Origin of the sequence: Haloferax sulfurifontis (genome assembly GCF_014635105.1) — an archaeon.
Lineage (GTDB): Archaea > Halobacteriota > Halobacteria > Halobacteriales > Haloferacaceae > Haloferax > Haloferax denitrificans.
Genome location: NZ_BMCI01000001.1, coordinates 430,823 through 448,892, shown reverse-complemented (window position 1 = coordinate 448,892; position 18,070 = coordinate 430,823). Strand labels below are relative to the sequence as shown.

The following is an 18,070-nucleotide window of genomic DNA, read 5'->3' as shown; positions in this document are numbered from 1 at the left end:
CCAACGAGCGTCCGAACCGCCGACTCCGCTTTTACGGAACCATCACTTCGACGCCGACGGTGTCGTAGTCGGTCATCGCGGCTAGTCGCTCGGGTACCTCGTCGAGCGAGACGGTCTTCGTCACGAGCGAGCCGGGGTCGACCGCGTCCGACGCGAGCAGCGAGAGCAGGTCGTCCGCGTTCGTCGGCGGCATCCCGCGCGCGCCGAGGAACGACACCTCGTGTCTCGTCATCCAGTCGGTCGGAAGCGACACGTTCCCCTGTTCGGCCTCGGTCGTCAGGCCGACCTGGACGTGTGCGCCCCGAGGCCGGACCGACCGAACCGAGTTCCGGCAGGTCTCGGCGACGCCAAGCGCGTCGAGCGAGACGTGCGCCCCGCCGTCGGTCAGCCCCCGGATGGCGTCCACCGGGTCCTCCGCGGAGCCGTCGACGACGGCGTCAGCGCCGAGGTCGGCCGCGGCGTCGAGCGCGGACTCGCGCACGTCGACCGCGACGACGCGCGCGCCGAGGACGTTCGCCACCTGAATCGCCGACAGGCCGACACCGCCACAGCCGTGGACGGCGACCCACTGGCCCGCGCGGAGGCCGGCGCGGGCGTCGAGGGCGTTGTAGGCCGTCATGAACCGACAGCCGAGCGCGGCCACGTCGGTCGGGGAAACATCCTCGGGGAGCTGAATCGCGTTGTAATCGGCGGACGGGAGATGGACCAACTCCGCGAACGCGCCCTGCGCGGACGGTTCGAAGCCGAGGGCGTGCGGGTGGTCGCCCGTGCAGACGTTGCCGTGGCCGGTCTGGCAGTAGCCGCACGAGCCGCAGGCGAGGTTGAACGGCAGGGCGACGCGGTCGCCCTCCCGAATCGTCTCGACGCGGTCGCCGACCTCGACGACGCGGCCGGCGGGCTCGTGGCCGAGAATCTGGCCGGCGGGGACCGCGTCGTCGGCCCACTCGCCGTGACCCATCCACGAGTGCCAGTCGCTCCGGCAGATGCCGCAGGCCTCGACTTCGACGACGACGCCGTCGGGGTCGCACGTCGGGTCGGGGACTTCGGTCACGTCGAGCGGTTCACCGTGTTCGCGGAGGACTGCGGCTCTCATACGCGCGGTTCGTCGGGCGGCCCCAAAAAGCCCCGCGTGGCGTTACTCTCGGGCGGCGGCGCGACAGAAACGCGGCGGGAACGCGGCTGGAACGCGGCGGACGGTCCCGCTCAGAAGAAGTCGTCGAGCCCGGACTGCCCGTCGTCGGTCGAGGCGTCGTCCTCGTCGCTCTCGGCCGCGTCGTCGGCGTCGGCGTCGCGGTCGAGCACGTCGTCGGAGCCCTCGTCGCCGTCGGCGGCCGCCGCGTCGCCCTCGACGGACACGTCTTCCATCCCGGCGAACGCGCCGCCGGCGTGTTCCTCGACCAGTTCCTCGCGGAGTTCGCCGGCGTCCTCGACGATGGACTGGACCTTGTTCGTCGTCTCGCCGCTCCCGGTGACGAAAGAGACGTGGGACTCGTCGAACTCGTAGTAGGCGGCCATGGCGACGGTCAGTTCGCGGGGCTTGCAGTGGTGGGTGATAGCCGAGAGGTACGGGAGGACCTCGCGGCGGGCGGTCGCCATGCTGAAGCCGCCATTCTGCGCGATTTTCCGGACGACGGTGTCGCGGGTCTTGTCGCGGGTCGAGCGGTAGGGCGCGCCGCCGTAGCGGGTCCACCCGCCGCGGGTCCGGTCGCGGGAGGCCGCGACGCCGGCGGCGAGGTTGTCGGTCGCGTAGCGCCAGTAGGAGTAGTTCTGCGTGGCGCGCACGCGGCCGAGCCAGCGGTCGGCGTTGGCGAGGAAGTCGTAGGCGCGGGCGAGTTCGTCGGGTTCGTAGACGAGCGACACCTTGTCCTCGACCCACTTCGTGAGGTCGTCGGGCGTCTCGTCCACGTCGTAGGCGGTGTACAGCGCGTCCTGTGCGGACTCCTCTTTGAGGACGGCGTCGAGGAACTCGAACAGGCCGACAGAGCGGTCGCGGTCGCCCATGACGACGTCCTCCTCGGTGATTTCCTCGCGGCCCTCGGCGATGGCCTGCAGGTCGTTGACGGCCGAGCGAAGGTCGCCGCTGTTCATCTCGGCGATGCGGTCGAGCGCGTCGGACTCGAACTCCAGTCCCTCCTTGCGGCAGATGTCGCGGAGGACGGGGACGATAGAGCGGGCGGACACGTCGCGGAACTCGATTTCCTGACAGGCGTTCCGGAGCCCGCGGCTCATGTCGTAGAACTCGTTGGCGATGAGGACGATGGGCTGGCTCGACGACTTGACGAGGCGGGTGACGGCGCTGGCCCCGCCGCGGTCGTAGTTGCCGTGGATGTTGTCGGCCTCGTCGAGGATGACCAACTGCCGGGTGGACGTGCCCGTCGACGAGCCGGCGAGCGTCGCGTTCTTCGCGGCGCGGCCGGCGAAGCGCTCGATGACGTCGCCGGTCCGCTGGTCCGACGCGTTCAACTCGACCGTCTCCCAGCCCATGTCGGCGGCGAGCGCGTGGGCCGCGGAGGTCTTTCCGATGCCTGGGCTCCCGTGGACGACGACCGCCTCCCGGTGGTCGTCCCACGTCTCGGCCCACTCCGCGAGGGCGTCGCGGGCCTTGTTGTTGCCGCGGACCTCGGAGAGCGTCGATGGGCGGTACTTCTCCGTCCAGTCTACCATTACCGGAAGGAGGACCGAGGCGCGTTTAGTGGTTGCGGAGCGCCGCGCGCCGGCCGGACGCTCCGCCGGAAGCGCCCGAACTACCGGGGCGACTCACCGACGCAGACGCCGACTCACCACGCCGCCCGCCGCGCCCGGTTCCGGGCGTCGACGAGGGACCACCCGAGCGCCGCGAGCGTGGCGAGACAGACAACGAACAGCGCCACGACGACGCCGACTCGTCCGACTGCGGCGTAGTAGCCGGCGCTGTCGATGACGCCGGCGAAAAGCAGGCCGAAGGCCACGAGACTGAGCGGGCGCGCCCACAACTGCCGTCGGACGAGTCCCGCACCCGCCACCAGAAGCGACACGCCGGTCAGCCCGCCCAACACGAGCGACGCGAACAGCGAAAACGGGTCGGTCCGCGGCTCCATCACCGGGCCGCCGTCGACGGTCAACGCCCAGATGACGAGCGTCACGGCTCCCATGACGAGCGCGTAGCCGCCCACCGTTCGCTCCCAGTCCATCTCGTTGCACTCCGTTCCGTCCCCGCTAGACGCGCTCCCGACACAAATACGCATCTCCGGGTTCTCGCGCGGGAGAAGGTGTGTGCGCCCGGAACGTGTTCGAATCCGACCGATCCGAGAGCCGTGGCCAGTCAGGTCGTGCATCACGTTGACATATGTCAATAGTCAGAAAACTTATTAGCGCCCTCCGAGTGGACTCCGTCCCATGTTCCCCGACGAAATCGTGACCCCGCGGCTCAGGCTCCGGGCCCTGTCGCGGGCGGTCGTCGACCCGTTGGACGCCTACGACCACTTCGCCGCCTCGCGGTCGGACACCATCGAGGAGGAGACCGAGTTCGTCACGTGGAACCCCCACGAGACGCCCAAGGAGACGCTGGAGTTCATCGAACAGGCCGAAAAGGGCCACGAATCGGCCGAAAACGCCATTTACGCCGTCTTCCCCCGTGACGGCGAGGACGGCGCGGGCGAGTTCGCGGGCACCGCCGGCTTCAACCCCGAGTGGGACAAGCGCCGGGCCGTCTTCGGCATATGGCTCCGCGCGGAGTTCTGGGGCCGCGGCTACTCCGGCGAGCGGGCGGCCGCCTTCTTCGCCGCCGTCTTCGATGTGCTCGACCTCGACGTCGCGCTCGCGTACGCCATGCCCGAAAACGAGGCGTCGTGTCGCGCCATCGAGAAGTACACCGACCGCTTCGGCGGGCGGGAAGACGGTCTGTTTCCCAACGAGACCGTCGACGCCGACGGGACGCCGCGCGACGTTCGCGGTTGGTCCGTGACCCGCGAACAGTGGGAAGACGCCACCGGCGGCGACTACGACGCCGAGTTCCGCTGGGAGGGCCGCGAGTGAGCGACCTCTACCCCGCGGCCGTCGAGACGCCGCGGCTCCGCTTGGTCGCCCGCCGCCCGAAGCACGTCGGCGTCCACGAGGCGTACGACCTGTGTTCGGCCCCCGAGATGGACGACGTGACCCGGTACATGCCGTGGTCGCGCCACGAGACGCCGAAAGTGACGAAGGAGTTCCTCGACCGCGGGGAGTCGAGTTGGACCGACGCCGAGAGCGCCGACTACGCGATTATCCCGCGCGACGGCGAAGCGGGCGCAGGCGAGATTGCCGGGTTCGGTGGCCTCCACACCGAGTGGGACCGACGCGTCGGAGAACTCGGGCTGTGGCTCCGCCCGCGCTACTGGGGCCGCGGGTACTCGGGTGAGCGCGCCGCGGCGCTGGCGGCGCTCGCGTTCGACGCGCTGGACCTCGAAGTCGTCTCGGTGTCGCACGTCGTGTCGAACGAGAAATCCAAGCGAGCGATAGAGAAGTACATGGCGGCGCTCGGCGGCGGCCTCGACGGCCGCGAGCCAAACAGCATCGTCATCGACGGCGACCCGACCGATGAACTCCGCTACAGCGTCTCCCGCGAGGACTGGCTGGCGACGACCGGCGGCGACTACGACGCCGAGTTCCGTTGGGACGCCGACCCCGACGACGTTCGCTGAGCCGTCCGTATTCGCCACCCGGGACCGCACCGGGAACCGCGCCGGCGACGACGCGGCCGCCCTTCAGACCGCCGTGGACGTGGGTCGCGATGTGGACCCCTCATCTGCCACATCGTACCGCGAGACACCCACGCACGGCGGCCACGAGACATTTAGGGGAGAGCGACAATCGCTTCCGACACGATGTCAACGACACCTGAATCGACGCCCGGTTCCACACCATCGACGCTTCGGTCGGTCGGCGGCGGCGGCGTCGCCGGTCTCGGAGCGGCCCTGTTCGGCTACCTCGTGACGTACCTGCTGTCCTCCTCGACCATCGAGAACTCGACGGCCAGTCAGGTGCTCGAAGCCCTCGGCTCCGACATCTCGACGTGGAAGGTCGTCGGCTGGGTGTTCATGAGCGCCCACGGCGTGACGACGCGGTTCCCCGGCCTGTTCGGAACGACCTCCAGCGCGAACCTCATCGAGAACGTCGAGGCGTTCTCGCCGGTGCTCTACGTCGTGCCCGTGGTCGCGCTCCTCGCCGCGGGCGCGCTCGCGGCCGTCGTCAGCGGCGCGTCCTCGCCGCGGGAAGGCGCGCTGGCCGGCGTGGGAACCACCGTCGGCTACCTCGTCTTCGCGCTCGCGGGTATCGCACTGTTCACCGTCAGCGTCGGCGACGCGGCTATCAGTCCCGACCCGGTCACGTCCGCGCTCCTCGCGGGCGTCGCCTACCCCGCCGTTCTCGGTACCGTCGGCGGCGTCGCGGCCACGGCGCTCCGGTAGTCACTGGCGTCCGCTCGCTCGGTTCTCCGGTTCCTCGGTTTCCCGACCTCAGAGGTCGCGCGCGACGAGTTCGCCCCAGTGGTCGAAGCCGTAGCGCTCGTAGAACGCCCGCGCCCGACCGTTCGCCTCGTCCACGTCGAGGACGATTCGGTCCAGAGGGAGGTCCTGCGAGCGCGCGTGGTCCAACACGGCCGCCATGAGTTCGTCTGCGACGCCCGTGCCGCGGTAGTCGGCGTCGAGGAATAGCTCGTTGAGCACGGCGGCGTCCCAGATGAACGTCATCTCCTCGGGGAGCGCGAAGGCGTAGCCGACGAGCGTCGTGTCCGCGCCGTCGCGACCGTCGCTGGTGCCGTCGTCGCCGCCCTCGCCGCCCTCGCCGCCCTCGCCACCGTCCGACGACGCCTCCGCGACGACGACGCACCCGGGGTCGTCGGTCGCACAGCGCTCGACCCACGAGAGGTATCGCTCGCGGTAGTCGTCGGTGAGTTTCGCCTCGTACGTCGACAGCTTGTCGTCGCCGCCGGTCCCCTCGCCGATGCCGAGTTCGAACCCGCGTTTCAGTTCCCAGAACGCGGCCGCGTCGCCCGGTTCGTACGGCCGCACCTCGACGCCGTCCGGTGTCTCGCTCATGCACGCGAGTGCGTTGCCATCGGTTATGAACGCTCGGAGTCGCGGCCGCGTTCCCGGCTCACTCCGAGGAGCCGCGAAGCCGCTCCGACAGGAGTCGCCCGCCGACCACACCCGCCCCGAGGACGACGAGCATCAGTTCCAGTCCGGACGAGGCGAGCGGGGCGATTCGCTCGACGTTCTCGGGTTCCGCGCCCGGCGACGGGTCGACTACAGTGCTGTAGTGGAGCGTCTCCGTCGTCGGCGGCGGCGACGCGGGCCGTAGCTCGACGAACGTCTGGACGAACCCGCGCGTGCTCGACCACTCGGCGCGCCCGCTAATCGAGTAGAACGCGTCGTGAAGCGGGTAGAAAGCGTTGACGCCGTTGGTGAACAGGTCGGGGAAGACGCCGCCGCAGAGGAGCGCCGCGATGCCCACCCACGCGACTGCGACCCCACGGTCCCCCCAGCGACCGCGAATCGCGGAGCGCTCGGGGTCCCGAATCCGCGTGTCGTAGACCACGAGCGCGGCGAGCGCGAGCGGGAGCAACAGCGTGTGGAGGAGCGCGCGGTGGCTCCCCGGCAGGAGCGTGCTGGTGAACGAATCGAGGTCGGGGACCGCGGCGGCGACGAGCGCGACGCCGACCGACCGGGCGTCGAACCAGCGACCGAGGAGGGCGGCACCGACGAGTCCGCCGACCGCGACGTGGACGAGGGTCGATGGCATACCGCGTAGTGGTCGGCCGACGACCTTCAGGGTTCCCACGGGGTTCGTCACGCGACGACTACCACTTTCGACATCCTTTTGCGGGATACTCACGCAGGTTGTCCCATGACTCACTCGTCCGCCGGACCGAGGTGTTCGCGATGACCGCGGCACCGCGCGACGACCTCGCCCGCCGCATCGCGGGCGAGATTACCCTCTCGGACGACCCCGGCGCGACGCTCCGCAAGTGGCGGACCGACTTCGACATCTCCCAGACGGCGCTCGCCGAGCAGTTGGACGTGTCGTCGTCGGTCGTCTCCGACTACGAGAGCGGCCGCCGCGAGAGCCCCGGTATCGGCGTCATCCGCCGGATGGTCGAAGCGCTCCTCGACATCGACGAGGCCCGCGGCGGCAGTCGCATCCGGCAGTACGCCCGCGTCCTCTCGGCCGGCTTCGAGAGCGACATCGTCCAGGACCTCCGGGAGTACCCCACGTCGATTCCGCTGGACAGCTTCTACGACGCCATCGGCGCGACCCCCATCGTCGACGGCGACCAAGACCGCATCAGCGGCCACACCGTGATCAACAGCATTCAGGCCATCACGCGGCTCTCTTCGGAGGAGTTCTACCGACTCTACGGCCAGTCGACCAGTCGAGCGCTCGTCTTCACCGGCGTCACCCGCGGCGAGTCGCCGCTCGTCGCCATGCGCGTCGTCACGCCGACGCCGAACGCCGTCGTCCTCCACGGTCTCACGGAGGACGACCTCTGGGAGCACGCGCCCGCGCTCGCCACCATCGACGGCTTCGCTCTCGCCGTGACCGACCGCGACTTAGACGAGATGCTCGAAGACCTGCGGAAGCTTCCCTGAGCTCGCCGCCGTCTCCCGCTTTTTCGGACCCCTCGATTCGGACAGGTCCGCTCGTTCGGTTCGAATGTCCAGAGTGTCCGACAGAAGGAGAAAAAAGCCGAAGGGCGGCCGCGACGATGTCCGTCCATGGACATTCGCGCCCTGCACTCGCACCTCGAAACGGCGTTCGAGTACCCGGTCACGACCGAGCGCGTGCTGGAACGCGCCGGCGACATCGAGGTGGCCGCGCCGAGCGTCGACGACGCCGAAACCGTCGAGACCATCCTCGCCCCGCTCGGATCCGAGACCTACGAGTCGGCCACCGACCTGTACAACACGATACTCGGGAGCGTGAGCGACGACTATATCGGCAGAAAGTTCTACGACGACCGAGGGGCGGACCCGGCGGATTCGTGGTCGATACTGCCGGACCAAGCCCGCTCGTTCTGACGACCCGGCGCGAACGCGGGCGCTCACACGTCGCCCGGCCGTGCCGTCGGTCTGTTATTCGACGTATTCGTAGCGGCGCTCGTTCATCCGACCCCAGCCCGTGAAGACGAACTCGGCTTCGGGTTGGGTGAACTCCTCGACCTCGATTTCCTTTTCGTGGTTGTGCACGTCGTGGATGAGCTCGTAGTCGTCGAAGGAAATCTCGGTGCGGGCCGCGAGCTGGTCGTCGACGTCCACGGCCTCGATTTCGTCGAGCCACGTCTCTTGGACCGTCTCGGCGTGGATTTCCGCCTGCGCGCCGGAGCCGTAGGAGCCGACGAGCAGTTGCTTGCCGGTCATCTCCTTTCCTTCGTCCGCGGCGGCGATGAGCGCCGACAGTCGGGCGATGTGGACCGAGCCGGTGTACCAGTTGCCGACGCGGCTGGAGATGTCGAGCGTCGGCTCGATGACGCGGCCGTACCAGTCGCGGTACTGCTCGGTCGTCTTCAGCTCGTCCATGTAGCCGCGGATGGCCTCCTCGTAGTCGTCCCACGTCTCGAAGTCCGCCTCGCGGGGCTGGCGACCGATCTCGGCTTCGAGGTCGTCTTCGATGTCGGTGTCGCGGGTCATGTGACGGAAGCCCAGAAGCGCCGCCTTCCGGACCATGCCGGGGAACGGCGTGTGGAACGGGATGTACTCGAACAGGTCGGGGTGGGTGCGACCCGCGACGCTCTCGTAGTCTTCGAGCGCCTCGCGCATCCGAGCGAGATACACCTGCATGGAGCGCTTGCCGTCCACGGAGGGGAACTGCTGGTTCGGCTTGAGGAAGTCCGTCTCGTCCATACTGCCGTAGCCCTGCTCGGTCGAGAGTTCGACGAGGTCCGGGTCCTCGTCGATGAGCATCGCGACCGCGCCCGCGCCCTGCGTCGCCTCGCCGGGGTCGCCGCGCTCGTAGAGGGCGGTGTCGGTGGCGATGACGAGCGCCGCGCGCCCGCGATTCCGACCCGCCTTAATCCAGTTGTAGGCGTCGTCGAGGCTCTGGGTGCCGGCGATGCAGGCGAACTTGCGCTCGCCCTTGTTGGCGTGGCGGAAGTCGCCGTCGTACACCTGTTCGAGACAGCCGGCGATGTACGTCGACACCGGCTTGGAGTTGTCGAACGCGGACTCGGTCGCCACGTCGATACGGCCGATGTCCGCGGGCGTGAGACCCTTTCGGTCCATCAGTTTCTTGGCGGCGTTCGCCCCCATCGTGACGATGTCCTCGTACACGTCCGGGAACGACGACGTGTGGAGACCCAGACCCTTCGTGTACTTCTCCGGGTCTTCGCCCTTCACCGGCGCGAAGGTGTTGGGGAGGTCTAACACGAGTTTGCCCGTCCAAATCTCCATGGCGTCGATGCCGACGGAAGTCATGGTCGATGCTACAGAACCGAGGGATAAGGTTTTGTCGATGGGGAGTTACGTCGGTTGTCGAACTAGGGGTCAGTGCCGTCCGCGACGTCGTCGACCGTCTGGATGTCGACGACGGCACCCGTGTTGTCGTACACCAGTATTCCGACTCGGTAGTCAGTCTGCGCGCCGTCGGACCTGATAATCTCCACGTTATTACGGTTCCGGTCGGTCCGTTGGGTCGTGTCCGTCGCCCCGTTGCCGTTGAGGTTGAGCGCCACCAGTTCGACCCGACTAAAGTCGCCGGTCGAGACAGCGTAGTCTGCGCGGTACCTGACTTCGTTTTGTCCAGTGTTTGTCTGATCTTCGATGTTGAGAGAGTTGATGGATGCGCTACTTCCGAGCGACAGGTCGGCGTTTTCGTTCCGGTTCCGCGCGTCGGCCACGTCGGTCACGGTCTGGGAGCTCTCGACGTACTCGCCGTTCGGTCCATCGTAAATCACGTCAACCGTGACTTCGAACGTCTGTTCCGCTCCGTATCCGGGCTGCAGCCGAACGCTCCCTCGTGCCGCCGTCTGCTGTTCGGAATCGAACGCGGAACCCTGCGTCGAATCCATCTCGACTTCGACCCGCTCGAACGAGGCGTTCGTCTCTCCGATATCGTAGGAGACGACGAAGTCAGGGTTGTTCGTGCGGATGTCGGTAAGGTCGTCGACCCGCATCGAGATGGACGGCTGCGGGGACGGCGTGCTATCCGTGACAGTCACAGTCGTCGTTCTCGTGCTCGTCTCCCCGTCGTCGTCGGTGACCGTCAACTCGACGGTCACGTCGGTGTCCCCCGAAACGCTGTCGGGCGCGTTGAACGTCGGTTGTGCGGAACTGGGATTCGACAGACTCGCCTGTCCCGTCGGGTCGTCAGTGATGGACCAACTGTAGCTGGTAATCGACCCGTCGCTGTCCGAACTCCCCGAGCCATCGAGCTGTATCGACTCGCCTTCGGGGACGCTGTACGGACCCGTCGTCCGGGGAGTCGGCGGAGCGTTCACACCGCCTTCCGGCTGGGCGTTAGCTTCGAACGAGAACGTCTTGGCGTCGACGAGGCCCGACGGGAGGCGGTAGGTCACGCGAACAGAGAGCCACTCGCCGGTCATGTCGACGTTCGTGTCGCCGTCGTAGAACTCGTACACGTAGAACCGCGCGGACTCGCCGCTGCCGACGACGGGGTTCGATCCGCCGATGTCACCGCTCTCGTCGATATCGATTGCGAGCCCGTCTTCGGGCACGTCGACGTACTCGTTCCGGGTAATCTGGTAGTCGACGAGGGCGTCGCCGCTCGGCGACTCGACGTACAGCTCTGTCTCGCCGGGGTCGTCGTTCCCGCCGTCGACCCGGTCTGAGAGTCCATCGATGCTGTCGTCGTGCGGGTTGATCACGACGTTCAGGAGTTCGACGGAGTCGGAGCCGACGTTCCGAAGCGAGAACTCGACGCCACCGGGCGTCGAGAAGAAGTCGTCGTCGTCGCCGTCGCGGGCGACTGCGTCGTTCTCATAGAGGAGTCCGGCGACGCCACTCTCGGTGGCCTCCCCGCTCGAAACGGTGATTTCGACGCCCGCGTCCTGCCGCGTACTCGGATTGAACGTCGCGTCGTCGAAACTGCCGAGCACCTCGGCGGTCCCCGCCGAGTCGCCCGTCACTGTCACTCGAATTCGCCCCTCCGAGTCGGTCGTCGGCCTCTCCGGGTCGATTGAGGCCGAACTCCCGCTCGCAGAGAAGTTCACTGAGACTCCGGAGACGGGGTTGTTGTATTGGTCCCGGACTTCGAAAGTGAGTGTCTCGGTGTCTCCCGACCCGATGCTTCGAGGCGAGGCTCCGTCGACGACCGTCAGGTAATGCGCCGGCGGGTCGTCGACGCCCGAACCGACGCCGACCGCTCCGACGCGGAGGTCGTACGTCACGGGCTCGCCACCTTCCTCCCCTTGCATCTCGATTACGACGCTGTCGCCGGAACGGTCCACGCTGTGGACGTAGTCGTCGTTCCCCTCTGCGAGAAGGTCACGCCACTCGTCCACGGATAGTTCCGTCGGCACGCTGATGGTCACGTTCCCCGACGCGTTCCCGGTCACCGAGACGGTCCGCGTGGCGGGGCTAATCGCCTGCGCGTCGACAGTCGCGGAGCCGACGCCGTTTTCCGAGTAGTTCCCTTGGAGGACGACGAGCGAAATCGTCCGGCCGCTGATGAGTGATTGCTTGTCGTTGAGCGTCCCGGAGTAGCCGGTCTCGAACCGGTTGTACGCGACGGTGTTTTCGTACACCGTCGTCGGGGGCGACTGCAGAACGTTGTAGTTCGGCCGGTATTCGAGCGACTTTGTCTCGTACGTGAGACCGCCGTTCACGTAGTCGCTCGTCTCGGCTTCCCCCGTCTCGACGTTCGTGAGGGTGAGACTTCCGAGTTCCCGCGTCTGCAACGTCCCCGAGACGGGGCCGGGATTGACGAACAGCGTCCGGCTCGGATACCGAGTCCCCAGCGACACCGTCGACGGACGGGCGGTCGTCTCCGACGAGCTTTCGATGATGGCACCGCGAAGCGATTCGAACTGGTCGTGAACCTCTTGGTTGTGGAGAAACTCGACCTGTTCGTTCTGGTTGGGGACGACGGTCGCTTGGTACATCGACATCGAGATGATGATGATACCGAACAGCAGGACTGCGCCGATTTGGACAGTGACCGCTCTCTCGTCCCCCCGAAAGTCCATATGACGTGAAGATATCCGAACGGGAAAAAGACTCCTACAGCAGTCAAACCGCGAGAGGCCGGATTCAGTCTTCTTCTTCGACGACCTCGGGCTCAGAGAGGCCGCTCTGGAGGCTGTCGAGGCCGTTGACCCACTCGGTGACGAGTCCGAATTCGAGTTCGTCGAGAACTTCGATGTCGAGGTCCTCGCCGTCGATGACGCGGGTGCCGACCTGGACGATGTAGCCGAGCGCGCTGTCGAGGTCGTCTGCGGCCTCGGCGTCGGCGGCGGCGCGGATGTAGGCGTCCATGTCGTCTTCGAGTTCGGCGGGGCCGGCGACGATGAACTCCTCGGCGGCGAAGAAGGCACACGAGAGGCTCGTCTGGACGCTCCCGACGAGGATTTCGGCCTCCTCGTTCTCCGTCTCGAACTCGGGTTCGGCCATGACGATGTCGTGGACGGTCGAGAGCTCGTCGAGCGCCTCCTCTTCGCCCAGCGTGTCGTCGTCGTAGGCGGTCAGAATCTTGGCGATGGCGATGGCCGCGTCGTTCTGGATGTTCATCAGGAGACGGCCGGTCTCCTCGCTTTCGAGGTCTAAGTCCTCTTCTTCGACGCGCGTCAACCAGTTCTGCCAGCGTTCCGGCGAGTAGTATCGTTCCTCGGCCTCGGTCATACCTACAACCTCCCGTGCCGGACTCAAATGCCTTTCTTATCCTGCTTGTGACCGTGTGAGACGACGACGTGGGAGGAGACGGCGCGATTCGGCTCGTGCGCCGGTCTCTGGGGCCGCGTCGCGTCGCCGGCTATCGGTCGAGCGTCGCCTCGGTGTCGACGCCGTAGACCGACGCGGGCGTCTCGACGTGCGCGTTTCGGACGGCGGCGTCGCGGCCCTCGTCGAGGAGCCAGTCGACGCGCCGGGGGACGGTCTTCGGCCCCATCACCGCGCCGGGGCGGTCGGGGTCGTCGATGAAGTCGGTCTCCATGAGGAAGGGCTCGCCCCGCTCGGCGGCGTCTTCGAGGCGGTCCTTGTCGCTCATGACGCTCGGCGTGCCGCCGGTCAGGTGGCCCTGCGCGTAGTGTTTGATCACGCGCTCGCCCGGGACGCCGCGTTCGTCGGCCCACTCGGCCACGTCCGAGAGGTCGGTCGTCGACTCCGTGTGGAGTTGGAGCGCGCAGTCGCAGTCCGCGACGAGGTCGAGGCCGTGTCTGAGGACGGCGTTCGAGGCCTCCCAGACCGCGTCGGTGACCTCGTAGTGCGGGCGGCCGGACTTGAGCGCGAGCGCGTCGCCCTCGCGGACGAACTCGGCGGCGGTGTCGAGACCCGCGCACATCAGGTCGCGGGCGGCCTCGGGGTCGTAGCCGCGGTCGTCGACGAGCTTCGAGACGAGGCCGGGGTGGACGCCGAGCACCGGCCACGCGCGCCCGGGAAGAATCTCGGAGGCCTCGCGGACGACCTCGACGGTCGTCTCGAAGACCGGGCGGAAGTCCTCGCCGGTTTCGACCTCGTGGCCGAGGAGCCACGAGGGCTTGTTGACGACGAGGAGGTGCGTGCCGCCGCTCCGGGCGAAATCCTTCACCGCCTCCAGTCCGCGCCCGTGGTCCGGGTCGAGGTGGAGGTGGTTGTCCACGACCGGCGTGTCGAACTCCTGCATGGGCGAGTGGTCGGTCGGGGGAGGAAAAAGCGAACCGTTCGCGGTCGGCGCGGTGCGAGGCGGGGCGGTTCGACGTCGGTGTCGGCTCAGTCGTCGCCGTCGTCGAGGTCGTCGAGCGTCATCGCGTGGGTCGCCGCGTTCTGGAGCGCGTCCGAGCGGCCGTAGCTCCCCGGCGCGATGGCGACCGTCCGCAGGCCGTAGGCGTTGGCCGTCTCCAAGGCGGGCTTGAAGTCGGTGTCCCGCGAGGCGACCGCGATGACGTCGGCGCGGCCCTCGACGGCGTAGCGCGTGAGGTCGACCGCGAGCTTCACGTCCACGTCGCCGCTCGTGACGACGACCTCGAACCCGCGCGCCTCCGCGGCCTGAATCAGCCCCGGCGTGGCGTGCTCGTCGAGGTAGAGCCGCGCCGCGCTCAACTGGTCGCCGAGGGAGCGCGCCGCCGCCCGGATGTCGTCTAAGTCCACGTCGAACTCGTCGCGGAGGACGTTCGGCCCGTCCACGAAGAGCGCCACTCGGCCCGAGGGAAGCCCGTCGGGGCCGACCAACCGCCGCAGGAGGTCCATACATCTCCTCGCCCGGTTTCGGGTTTATAAATTTCGAGGGAGTCTCACCGGGGTCCCCTCGCCCGCGACGCGTCGCGCGGCCGCACAGTCTCGTTTCCCGAGACCTCGCGATGCGCTGATACGACCGGGACGCGTAGCTCACCCATGGGTGGGGATGCACAGACGGTCACCGTAGGGATTCTGGGGTTCCACGACAGCAGGGAGACGAAAGCCATCAGCAACGCGGTCACGGCGCTCGGTCACGAGGCCGTCTGGCTCCACGAGGAGGCGGTCGGCATCGACGTGTCGCGGGCGGGCGTCGCGCTGGACCCCGACGTCGACGTGGTGGTCAACCGACTCCTGCTGTCGAAATCGACGAGCCCGCTCGAAGACCTCTCTATCGCCAGTTGCTACGCCGCGGTTCGGCCCGTGCTCAACGACCCGCGGAGCGTCCTCGTCGCCGTCCACAAACACGCGACGTCGAGCAGGCTGGCCGCCGCGGGCATCCCGGTGCCACACACGTACATGGCGACGGCGGACGCCAAGTTGAACGCCGCGCGCGACGGGTTCGGGACGCCGGTCGTCTACAAGACCGCAATCGGGACCAACGGCGGGGGGACGTGGCTGGTCGACCACGACCGGGCCGTCTCGGCGACCGTCGACGGCCGCCGGGCGTTCGTCCAGCAGTACGTCGACGCGAGCGAGCGCCACCGCGACCTCCGAATCTACGTCGTCGACGACGAGGTCGTCGGCGCGATGTACCGCTACGCCCCGGCGGGCGACTGGCGGACGAACGTCGCGCTCGGCGGCGACGTGGAGGACGCGACCGAGGACCTCCCGCAGGGGGCCGCGGGGGCGGCGCTCCGAGCGACGCGAACGCTCGGTCTCGATTACGCCGGCGTCGACCTCATCGAGAGCGACGGCGGCTGGCTCGTCCTCGAAGTCAACCCGACCGCGGGGTTCCGCGGGCTGTTCCGCGCCACCGGGCGGTCGCCCGCGGCGGCCATCGCCGGCCTCGCAATCGAGCGGGCCGGCGGGCGCGTCGACTCGGCGCTCGTCGAGCGCCTCGGTCGCGACCTCGACGGAACGCCGCCCGCGGACGCTCCCTCGCGGGTCCGCGACGAGCGGGTTCCGGTCGTCGGCCACGCCGAGCGCGTGACCGTCACCGGAATCAGCGGGTCGAAAGAGGTGCTCGCCCGCATCGACACCGCGGCGTCGATGACTCGAATCGCTCCCGACTTGGCGGCGGACCTCGGCACCGAACCGTCGGCCGCGGTCGAAGACGGCGCGCCCCCGCGGGTGGACATCGTGGTCGAACTCGCGGGCGAGCGGCGGACCGTGACCGCGGTGCTCGACGAGGAGATGGGACCGGAGACGCCGCTTCGAATCGGTCGGAACGTGCTCCGCGACTACTACGTCGACGTTCGTCGCGGGGTCCGCGGCGACGCGGGTGACTAATGAGACCGGATATATCAAGCCATTCGGTTAACTAGCTCTACTCCCTAGGTTGACTGCGCCCCGTCCCCGATTCGAGAAGCCGTACTTACGCGACACAGTTCGTTTCGACGACCCACCCGCGCTCGACAGCGCGGCCGTGTCGCGTCACGTCCCACGTCGGTCACGACCCAACAGCCGGCGCACGGCCCGCCGAATCGACCACCGGACGCGGGCCATTCTCGGAGAACCGACAGACGGCGAGCGGACAGTCCCGCCCGAGAGACAATCACGGAGTAGTTTATAATGATTTACTAAACGCAGTGGCGGGTTTTATGTGCCTAATTAACGTATAGTCGTGTATGTCCGAGACAGCGTCCAGAAATAGTCCGAATACATTTACAATCGTAAACGAGGTTAACGACCACGGTGCGGCGACGCTCCGCGGCGACAACGGCTCGACGTACCACGTCACCTCCTACGAGAACAGCAACTTCCGCGACTACCTCGCGAACCACCACGCCGGCGACCGCGTGCGGATGGACATCGTCAGGGCCGGCGTCCGCGCGAACGTCTGGCAGGTGTCGGCGCTCTACCCCGGCGCTGACGAGTGACGCCGGACGCGACGAACGCTCGCGCGCCGCTCCTGCGCCGCCCGTAACCGGGTGAGAGCGGAGACGACGCTGTCGCTGTCGCGGCGGTGACGCGAAAAAATCCGAGGTCGGGACCGGGCGCTACTCGTTGACTTCGAGCACTTTGCCGGCCGCGATGGTCTGTCCCATGTCGCGGATGGCGAAGCTCCCGAGTTCGGCGATTTCTGACGACGGTTCGATGCTGAGCGGCTTCTGCGGCCGGAGCGTGACGACGGCGGCGTCGCCGGCCTTGATGAAGTCCGGGTTCTCCTCTGCGACCTCGCCCGACGCGGGGTCGAGCTTCTGGTCTATGGACTCGAACGTGCAGGCCACCTGCGCCGTGTGCGCGTGGATGACCGGCGTGTAGCCGGCGGTGATGACCGAGGGGTGTTGCATCACGACGATCTGCGCCTTGAACGTCTTGGCGACCGACGGCGGGTCGTCGGCCGGGCCGCAGACGTCGCCGCGGCGGATGTCGTCTTTGCCGACGCCGCGGACGTTGAAGCCGACGTTGTCGCCGGGGCCGGCCTCCGGGACCTCCTCGTGGTGCATCTCGATGGTCTTCACCTCGCCGCCGGCGTCGGAGGGCATGAACCGGACGTTGTCGCCGGTCTTGAGGATGCCCGTCTCGACGCGGCCGACCGGGACCGTCCCGATGCCGGAGATGGTGTACACGTCCTGAATCGGGACGCGAAGCGGGGCGTCGGTCGGCGGCGACGGCTCGGGGAGGTTGTTCAGGGCTTCTAGGACGGTCGGCCCGTCGAACCACGGCATGTTCTCCGAGGGCTCGGCGATGTTGTCGCCCTCGAACGCCGAGATGGGAATGAAGCCGGCGTCGTCGGAGTTGAACCGCACCTGGTTCAGGAGCTGTTGGACCTCCTCTTTGACCTGCTTGTAGGAGTCCTCGCTGTAGTCGACGACGTCCATCTTGTTGACCGCGATGATGAGCTCCTCGATGCCGAGGGTTCGGGCGAGGAAGACGTGCTCGCGGGTCTGCGGCGCGACGCCGTCGTCGGCGGCGACGACGAGAATCGCGTGGTCGGCCTGCGACGCGCCCGTAATCATGTTCTTGACGAAGTCGCGGTGACCGGGCGTGTCGACGATGGTGAAGTAGTACTTGTCCGTGTCGAAGCGCTGGTGGGCGATGTCGATGGTGACGCCGCGCTCGCGCTCCTCGGCGAGGTTGTCCATGACGTAGGCGAACTCGAAGCCCGACTTCCCCTTGGACGCCGCCTCCTCGCGGTGCTGTTCGATGATGTGTTCCGGGACGCTACCTGTCTCGAACAGAAGCCGGCCGACGAGGGTGGACTTCCCGTGGTCGACGTGTCCGATGATGGCCAGGTTCTGGTGTGGTTTGTCTGCCATGGGTATCAGGGCGGTGTCGCCCAGTTTGGTAAAATATGACACCCAAAGGTAAATCCGTTTTCCCGGGGCGAAGCGCGTCTCGCGCCGGCTCAGACGGGTCGCGGAAACGGGTTATCAGGAAACGCGAAAACTCAGGAACGCCGTCACGTTGCGACGCCGTCGGGCGAACCGAGCGAGAGCCGAGCGGGGAATCGAAGCGGAAGCCGACGGCTCAGAACTGACGCATCGCGGCGGCCATGTCGGCGAAGGTGGCCGTGCGGCGAACGGACTGCTCGTGAGCGTGAGACGTATCGGCGTTGTCCTTTACAACAA

At 67.6% G+C, this 18,070-nt stretch carries 18 protein-coding genes; 7 read left to right on the top strand and 11 right to left on the bottom strand.

Features of this window, described 5'->3' with window-relative positions; genetic code table 11:
• Positions 1-31: 31 nt before the first annotated feature.
• From IEV64_RS02470 to IEV64_RS02460, 3 genes are all read right to left on the bottom strand, one after another.
• Complete coding sequence (locus tag IEV64_RS02470; protein ID WP_188423050.1) at positions 32-1,093, bottom strand: zinc-binding dehydrogenase; 1,062 nt, start codon at positions 1,091-1,093, stop codon at positions 32-34.
• Between the two features lie 110 nt (positions 1,094-1,203).
• A complete protein-coding gene (locus IEV64_RS02465; RefSeq protein ID WP_188423048.1) occupies positions 1,204-2,664 on the bottom strand; it encodes a replication factor C large subunit in 1,461 nt (486 codons plus the stop codon).
• Positions 2,665-2,777: 113 nt separating this feature from the next.
• Positions 2,778-3,170 carry a DUF8058 family membrane protein gene (locus IEV64_RS02460; protein ID WP_007274577.1) on the bottom strand — a complete coding sequence of 131 codons (393 nt, stop codon included), beginning with the start codon at positions 3,168-3,170 and terminating at the stop codon, positions 2,778-2,780.
• 205 nt (positions 3,171-3,375) lie between these two features.
• On the opposite strand from IEV64_RS02460, the gene IEV64_RS02455 reads away from it, so the two are divergent.
• The 3 genes from IEV64_RS02455 (at position 3,376) to IEV64_RS02445 (ending at position 5,423) form a co-directional block, all read left to right on the top strand.
• The gene (locus tag IEV64_RS02455) at positions 3,376-4,014 is read left to right on the top strand and encodes a GNAT family N-acetyltransferase (protein WP_188423047.1); all 639 of its coding nucleotides are present in this window, start codon (positions 3,376-3,378) and stop codon (positions 4,012-4,014) included.
• Positions 4,011-4,658, top strand: a complete 648-nt coding sequence (locus IEV64_RS02450) for a GNAT family N-acetyltransferase (protein WP_188423045.1) — start codon at positions 4,011-4,013, stop codon at positions 4,656-4,658. Before IEV64_RS02455 ends, IEV64_RS02450 begins: the two co-directional genes overlap by 4 nt.
• Before the next feature lie 183 nt (positions 4,659-4,841).
• Positions 4,842-5,423, top strand: coding sequence for a DUF7978 family protein (locus IEV64_RS02445; RefSeq protein WP_188423044.1), 582 nt, complete (start codon positions 4,842-4,844; stop codon positions 5,421-5,423).
• 48 nt (positions 5,424-5,471) lie between these two features.
• Here IEV64_RS02445 and IEV64_RS02440 read toward each other — a convergent pair whose 3' ends face one another.
• Both IEV64_RS02440 and IEV64_RS02435 read right to left on the bottom strand, forming a co-directional pair.
• Positions 5,472-6,053, bottom strand: a complete 582-nt coding sequence (locus IEV64_RS02440; protein ID WP_188423043.1) for a GNAT family N-acetyltransferase — start codon at positions 6,051-6,053, stop codon at positions 5,472-5,474.
• Positions 6,054-6,111: 58 nt separating this feature from the next.
• A complete protein-coding gene (locus IEV64_RS02435) occupies positions 6,112-6,756 on the bottom strand; it encodes a metal-dependent hydrolase (RefSeq protein ID WP_007274572.1) in 645 nt (214 codons plus the stop codon).
• A gap of 140 nt (positions 6,757-6,896) precedes the next feature.
• Here IEV64_RS02435 and IEV64_RS02430 point away from each other — a divergent pair, with 140 nt between their 5' ends.
• Together IEV64_RS02430 and IEV64_RS02425 are read left to right on the top strand one after the other, a co-directional pair.
• Positions 6,897-7,604 (top strand): helix-turn-helix domain-containing protein, encoded by a 708-nt coding sequence (locus tag IEV64_RS02430; RefSeq protein WP_004969763.1) that lies wholly within the window; start codon positions 6,897-6,899, stop codon positions 7,602-7,604.
• Positions 7,605-7,730: 126 nt separating this feature from the next.
• Complete coding sequence (locus IEV64_RS02425; RefSeq protein ID WP_007274571.1) at positions 7,731-8,033, top strand: DUF5789 family protein; 303 nt, start codon at positions 7,731-7,733, stop codon at positions 8,031-8,033.
• Between the two features lie 54 nt (positions 8,034-8,087).
• Here the strand turns inward: IEV64_RS02425 and hmgB are convergent, their stop codons facing one another.
• The 5 genes from hmgB to IEV64_RS02400 form a co-directional block, all read right to left on the bottom strand.
• Positions 8,088-9,425: a hydroxymethylglutaryl-CoA synthase gene (gene hmgB / locus IEV64_RS02420; RefSeq protein WP_007274570.1), complete on the bottom strand. Its 1,338-nt coding sequence runs from the start codon at positions 9,423-9,425 to the stop codon at positions 8,088-8,090.
• A gap of 62 nt (positions 9,426-9,487) precedes the next feature.
• Positions 9,488-12,154, bottom strand: coding sequence for an Ig-like domain-containing protein (locus IEV64_RS02415; protein WP_188423041.1), 2,667 nt, complete (start codon positions 12,152-12,154; stop codon positions 9,488-9,490).
• A 64-nt stretch (positions 12,155-12,218) separates the two neighbouring features.
• Positions 12,219-12,806, bottom strand: coding sequence for a DUF2150 family protein (locus IEV64_RS02410; protein WP_004042306.1), 588 nt, complete (start codon positions 12,804-12,806; stop codon positions 12,219-12,221).
• A 130-nt stretch (positions 12,807-12,936) separates the two neighbouring features.
• Positions 12,937-13,785 (bottom strand): TatD family hydrolase, encoded by an 849-nt coding sequence (locus IEV64_RS02405; RefSeq protein WP_007274566.1) that lies wholly within the window; start codon positions 13,783-13,785, stop codon positions 12,937-12,939.
• Between the two features lie 86 nt (positions 13,786-13,871).
• Positions 13,872-14,348 (bottom strand): NYN domain-containing protein, encoded by a 477-nt coding sequence (locus tag IEV64_RS02400; RefSeq protein ID WP_188423040.1) that lies wholly within the window; start codon positions 14,346-14,348, stop codon positions 13,872-13,874.
• A 144-nt stretch (positions 14,349-14,492) separates the two neighbouring features.
• Between IEV64_RS02400 and IEV64_RS02395 the strand changes: the two genes are divergently transcribed.
• Complete coding sequence (locus IEV64_RS02395; RefSeq protein WP_007274565.1) at positions 14,493-15,785, top strand: ATP-grasp domain-containing protein; 1,293 nt, start codon at positions 14,493-14,495, stop codon at positions 15,783-15,785.
• A 338-nt stretch (positions 15,786-16,123) separates the two neighbouring features.
• Complete coding sequence (locus IEV64_RS02390; protein ID WP_004969743.1) at positions 16,124-16,375, top strand: DUF7999 family protein; 252 nt, start codon at positions 16,124-16,126, stop codon at positions 16,373-16,375.
• 120 nt (positions 16,376-16,495) lie between these two features.
• On the opposite strand, the gene tuf is transcribed toward IEV64_RS02390, so the two are convergent.
• Positions 16,496-17,758 (bottom strand): translation elongation factor EF-1 subunit alpha, encoded by a 1,263-nt coding sequence (tuf, locus tag IEV64_RS02385; RefSeq protein ID WP_004969741.1) that lies wholly within the window; start codon positions 17,756-17,758, stop codon positions 16,496-16,498.
• Between the last annotated feature and the right edge of the window lie 312 nt (positions 17,759-18,070).

Excerpts from the sequence above, each read along its gene's own strand:
- IEV64_RS02470 (WP_188423050.1), bottom strand. The coding sequence starts at position 1,093 with ATGAGAGCCGCAGTCCTCCGCGAACACGGTGAACCGCTCGACGTGACC.
- IEV64_RS02465 (WP_188423048.1), bottom strand. The coding sequence starts at position 2,664 with ATGGTAGACTGGACGGAGAAGTACCGCCCATCGACGCTCTCCGAGGTC.
- IEV64_RS02460 (WP_007274577.1), bottom strand. The coding sequence starts at position 3,170 with ATGGACTGGGAGCGAACGGTGGGCGGCTACGCGCTCGTCATGGGAGCC.
- IEV64_RS02455 (WP_188423047.1), top strand. The coding sequence starts at position 3,376 with ATGTTCCCCGACGAAATCGTGACCCCGCGGCTCAGGCTCCGGGCCCTG.
- IEV64_RS02445 (WP_188423044.1), top strand. The coding sequence starts at position 4,842 with ATGTCAACGACACCTGAATCGACGCCCGGTTCCACACCATCGACGCTT.
- IEV64_RS02440 (WP_188423043.1), bottom strand. The coding sequence starts at position 6,053 with ATGAGCGAGACACCGGACGGCGTCGAGGTGCGGCCGTACGAACCGGGC.
- IEV64_RS02435 (WP_007274572.1), bottom strand. The coding sequence starts at position 6,756 with ATGCCATCGACCCTCGTCCACGTCGCGGTCGGCGGACTCGTCGGTGCC.
- IEV64_RS02430 (WP_004969763.1), top strand. The coding sequence starts at position 6,897 with ATGACCGCGGCACCGCGCGACGACCTCGCCCGCCGCATCGCGGGCGAG.
- IEV64_RS02425 (WP_007274571.1), top strand. The coding sequence starts at position 7,731 with ATGGACATTCGCGCCCTGCACTCGCACCTCGAAACGGCGTTCGAGTAC.
- hmgB (WP_007274570.1), bottom strand. The coding sequence starts at position 9,425 with ATGACTTCCGTCGGCATCGACGCCATGGAGATTTGGACGGGCAAACTC.
- IEV64_RS02415 (WP_188423041.1), bottom strand. The coding sequence starts at position 12,154 with ATGGACTTTCGGGGGGACGAGAGAGCGGTCACTGTCCAAATCGGCGCA.
- IEV64_RS02410 (WP_004042306.1), bottom strand. The coding sequence starts at position 12,806 with ATGACCGAGGCCGAGGAACGATACTACTCGCCGGAACGCTGGCAGAAC.
- IEV64_RS02405 (WP_007274566.1), bottom strand. The coding sequence starts at position 13,785 with ATGCAGGAGTTCGACACGCCGGTCGTGGACAACCACCTCCACCTCGAC.
- IEV64_RS02400 (WP_188423040.1), bottom strand. The coding sequence starts at position 14,348 with ATGGACCTCCTGCGGCGGTTGGTCGGCCCCGACGGGCTTCCCTCGGGC.
- IEV64_RS02395 (WP_007274565.1), top strand. The coding sequence starts at position 14,493 with ATGGGTGGGGATGCACAGACGGTCACCGTAGGGATTCTGGGGTTCCAC.
- IEV64_RS02390 (WP_004969743.1), top strand. The coding sequence starts at position 16,124 with ATGTCCGAGACAGCGTCCAGAAATAGTCCGAATACATTTACAATCGTA.
- tuf (WP_004969741.1), bottom strand. The coding sequence starts at position 17,758 with ATGGCAGACAAACCACACCAGAACCTGGCCATCATCGGACACGTCGAC.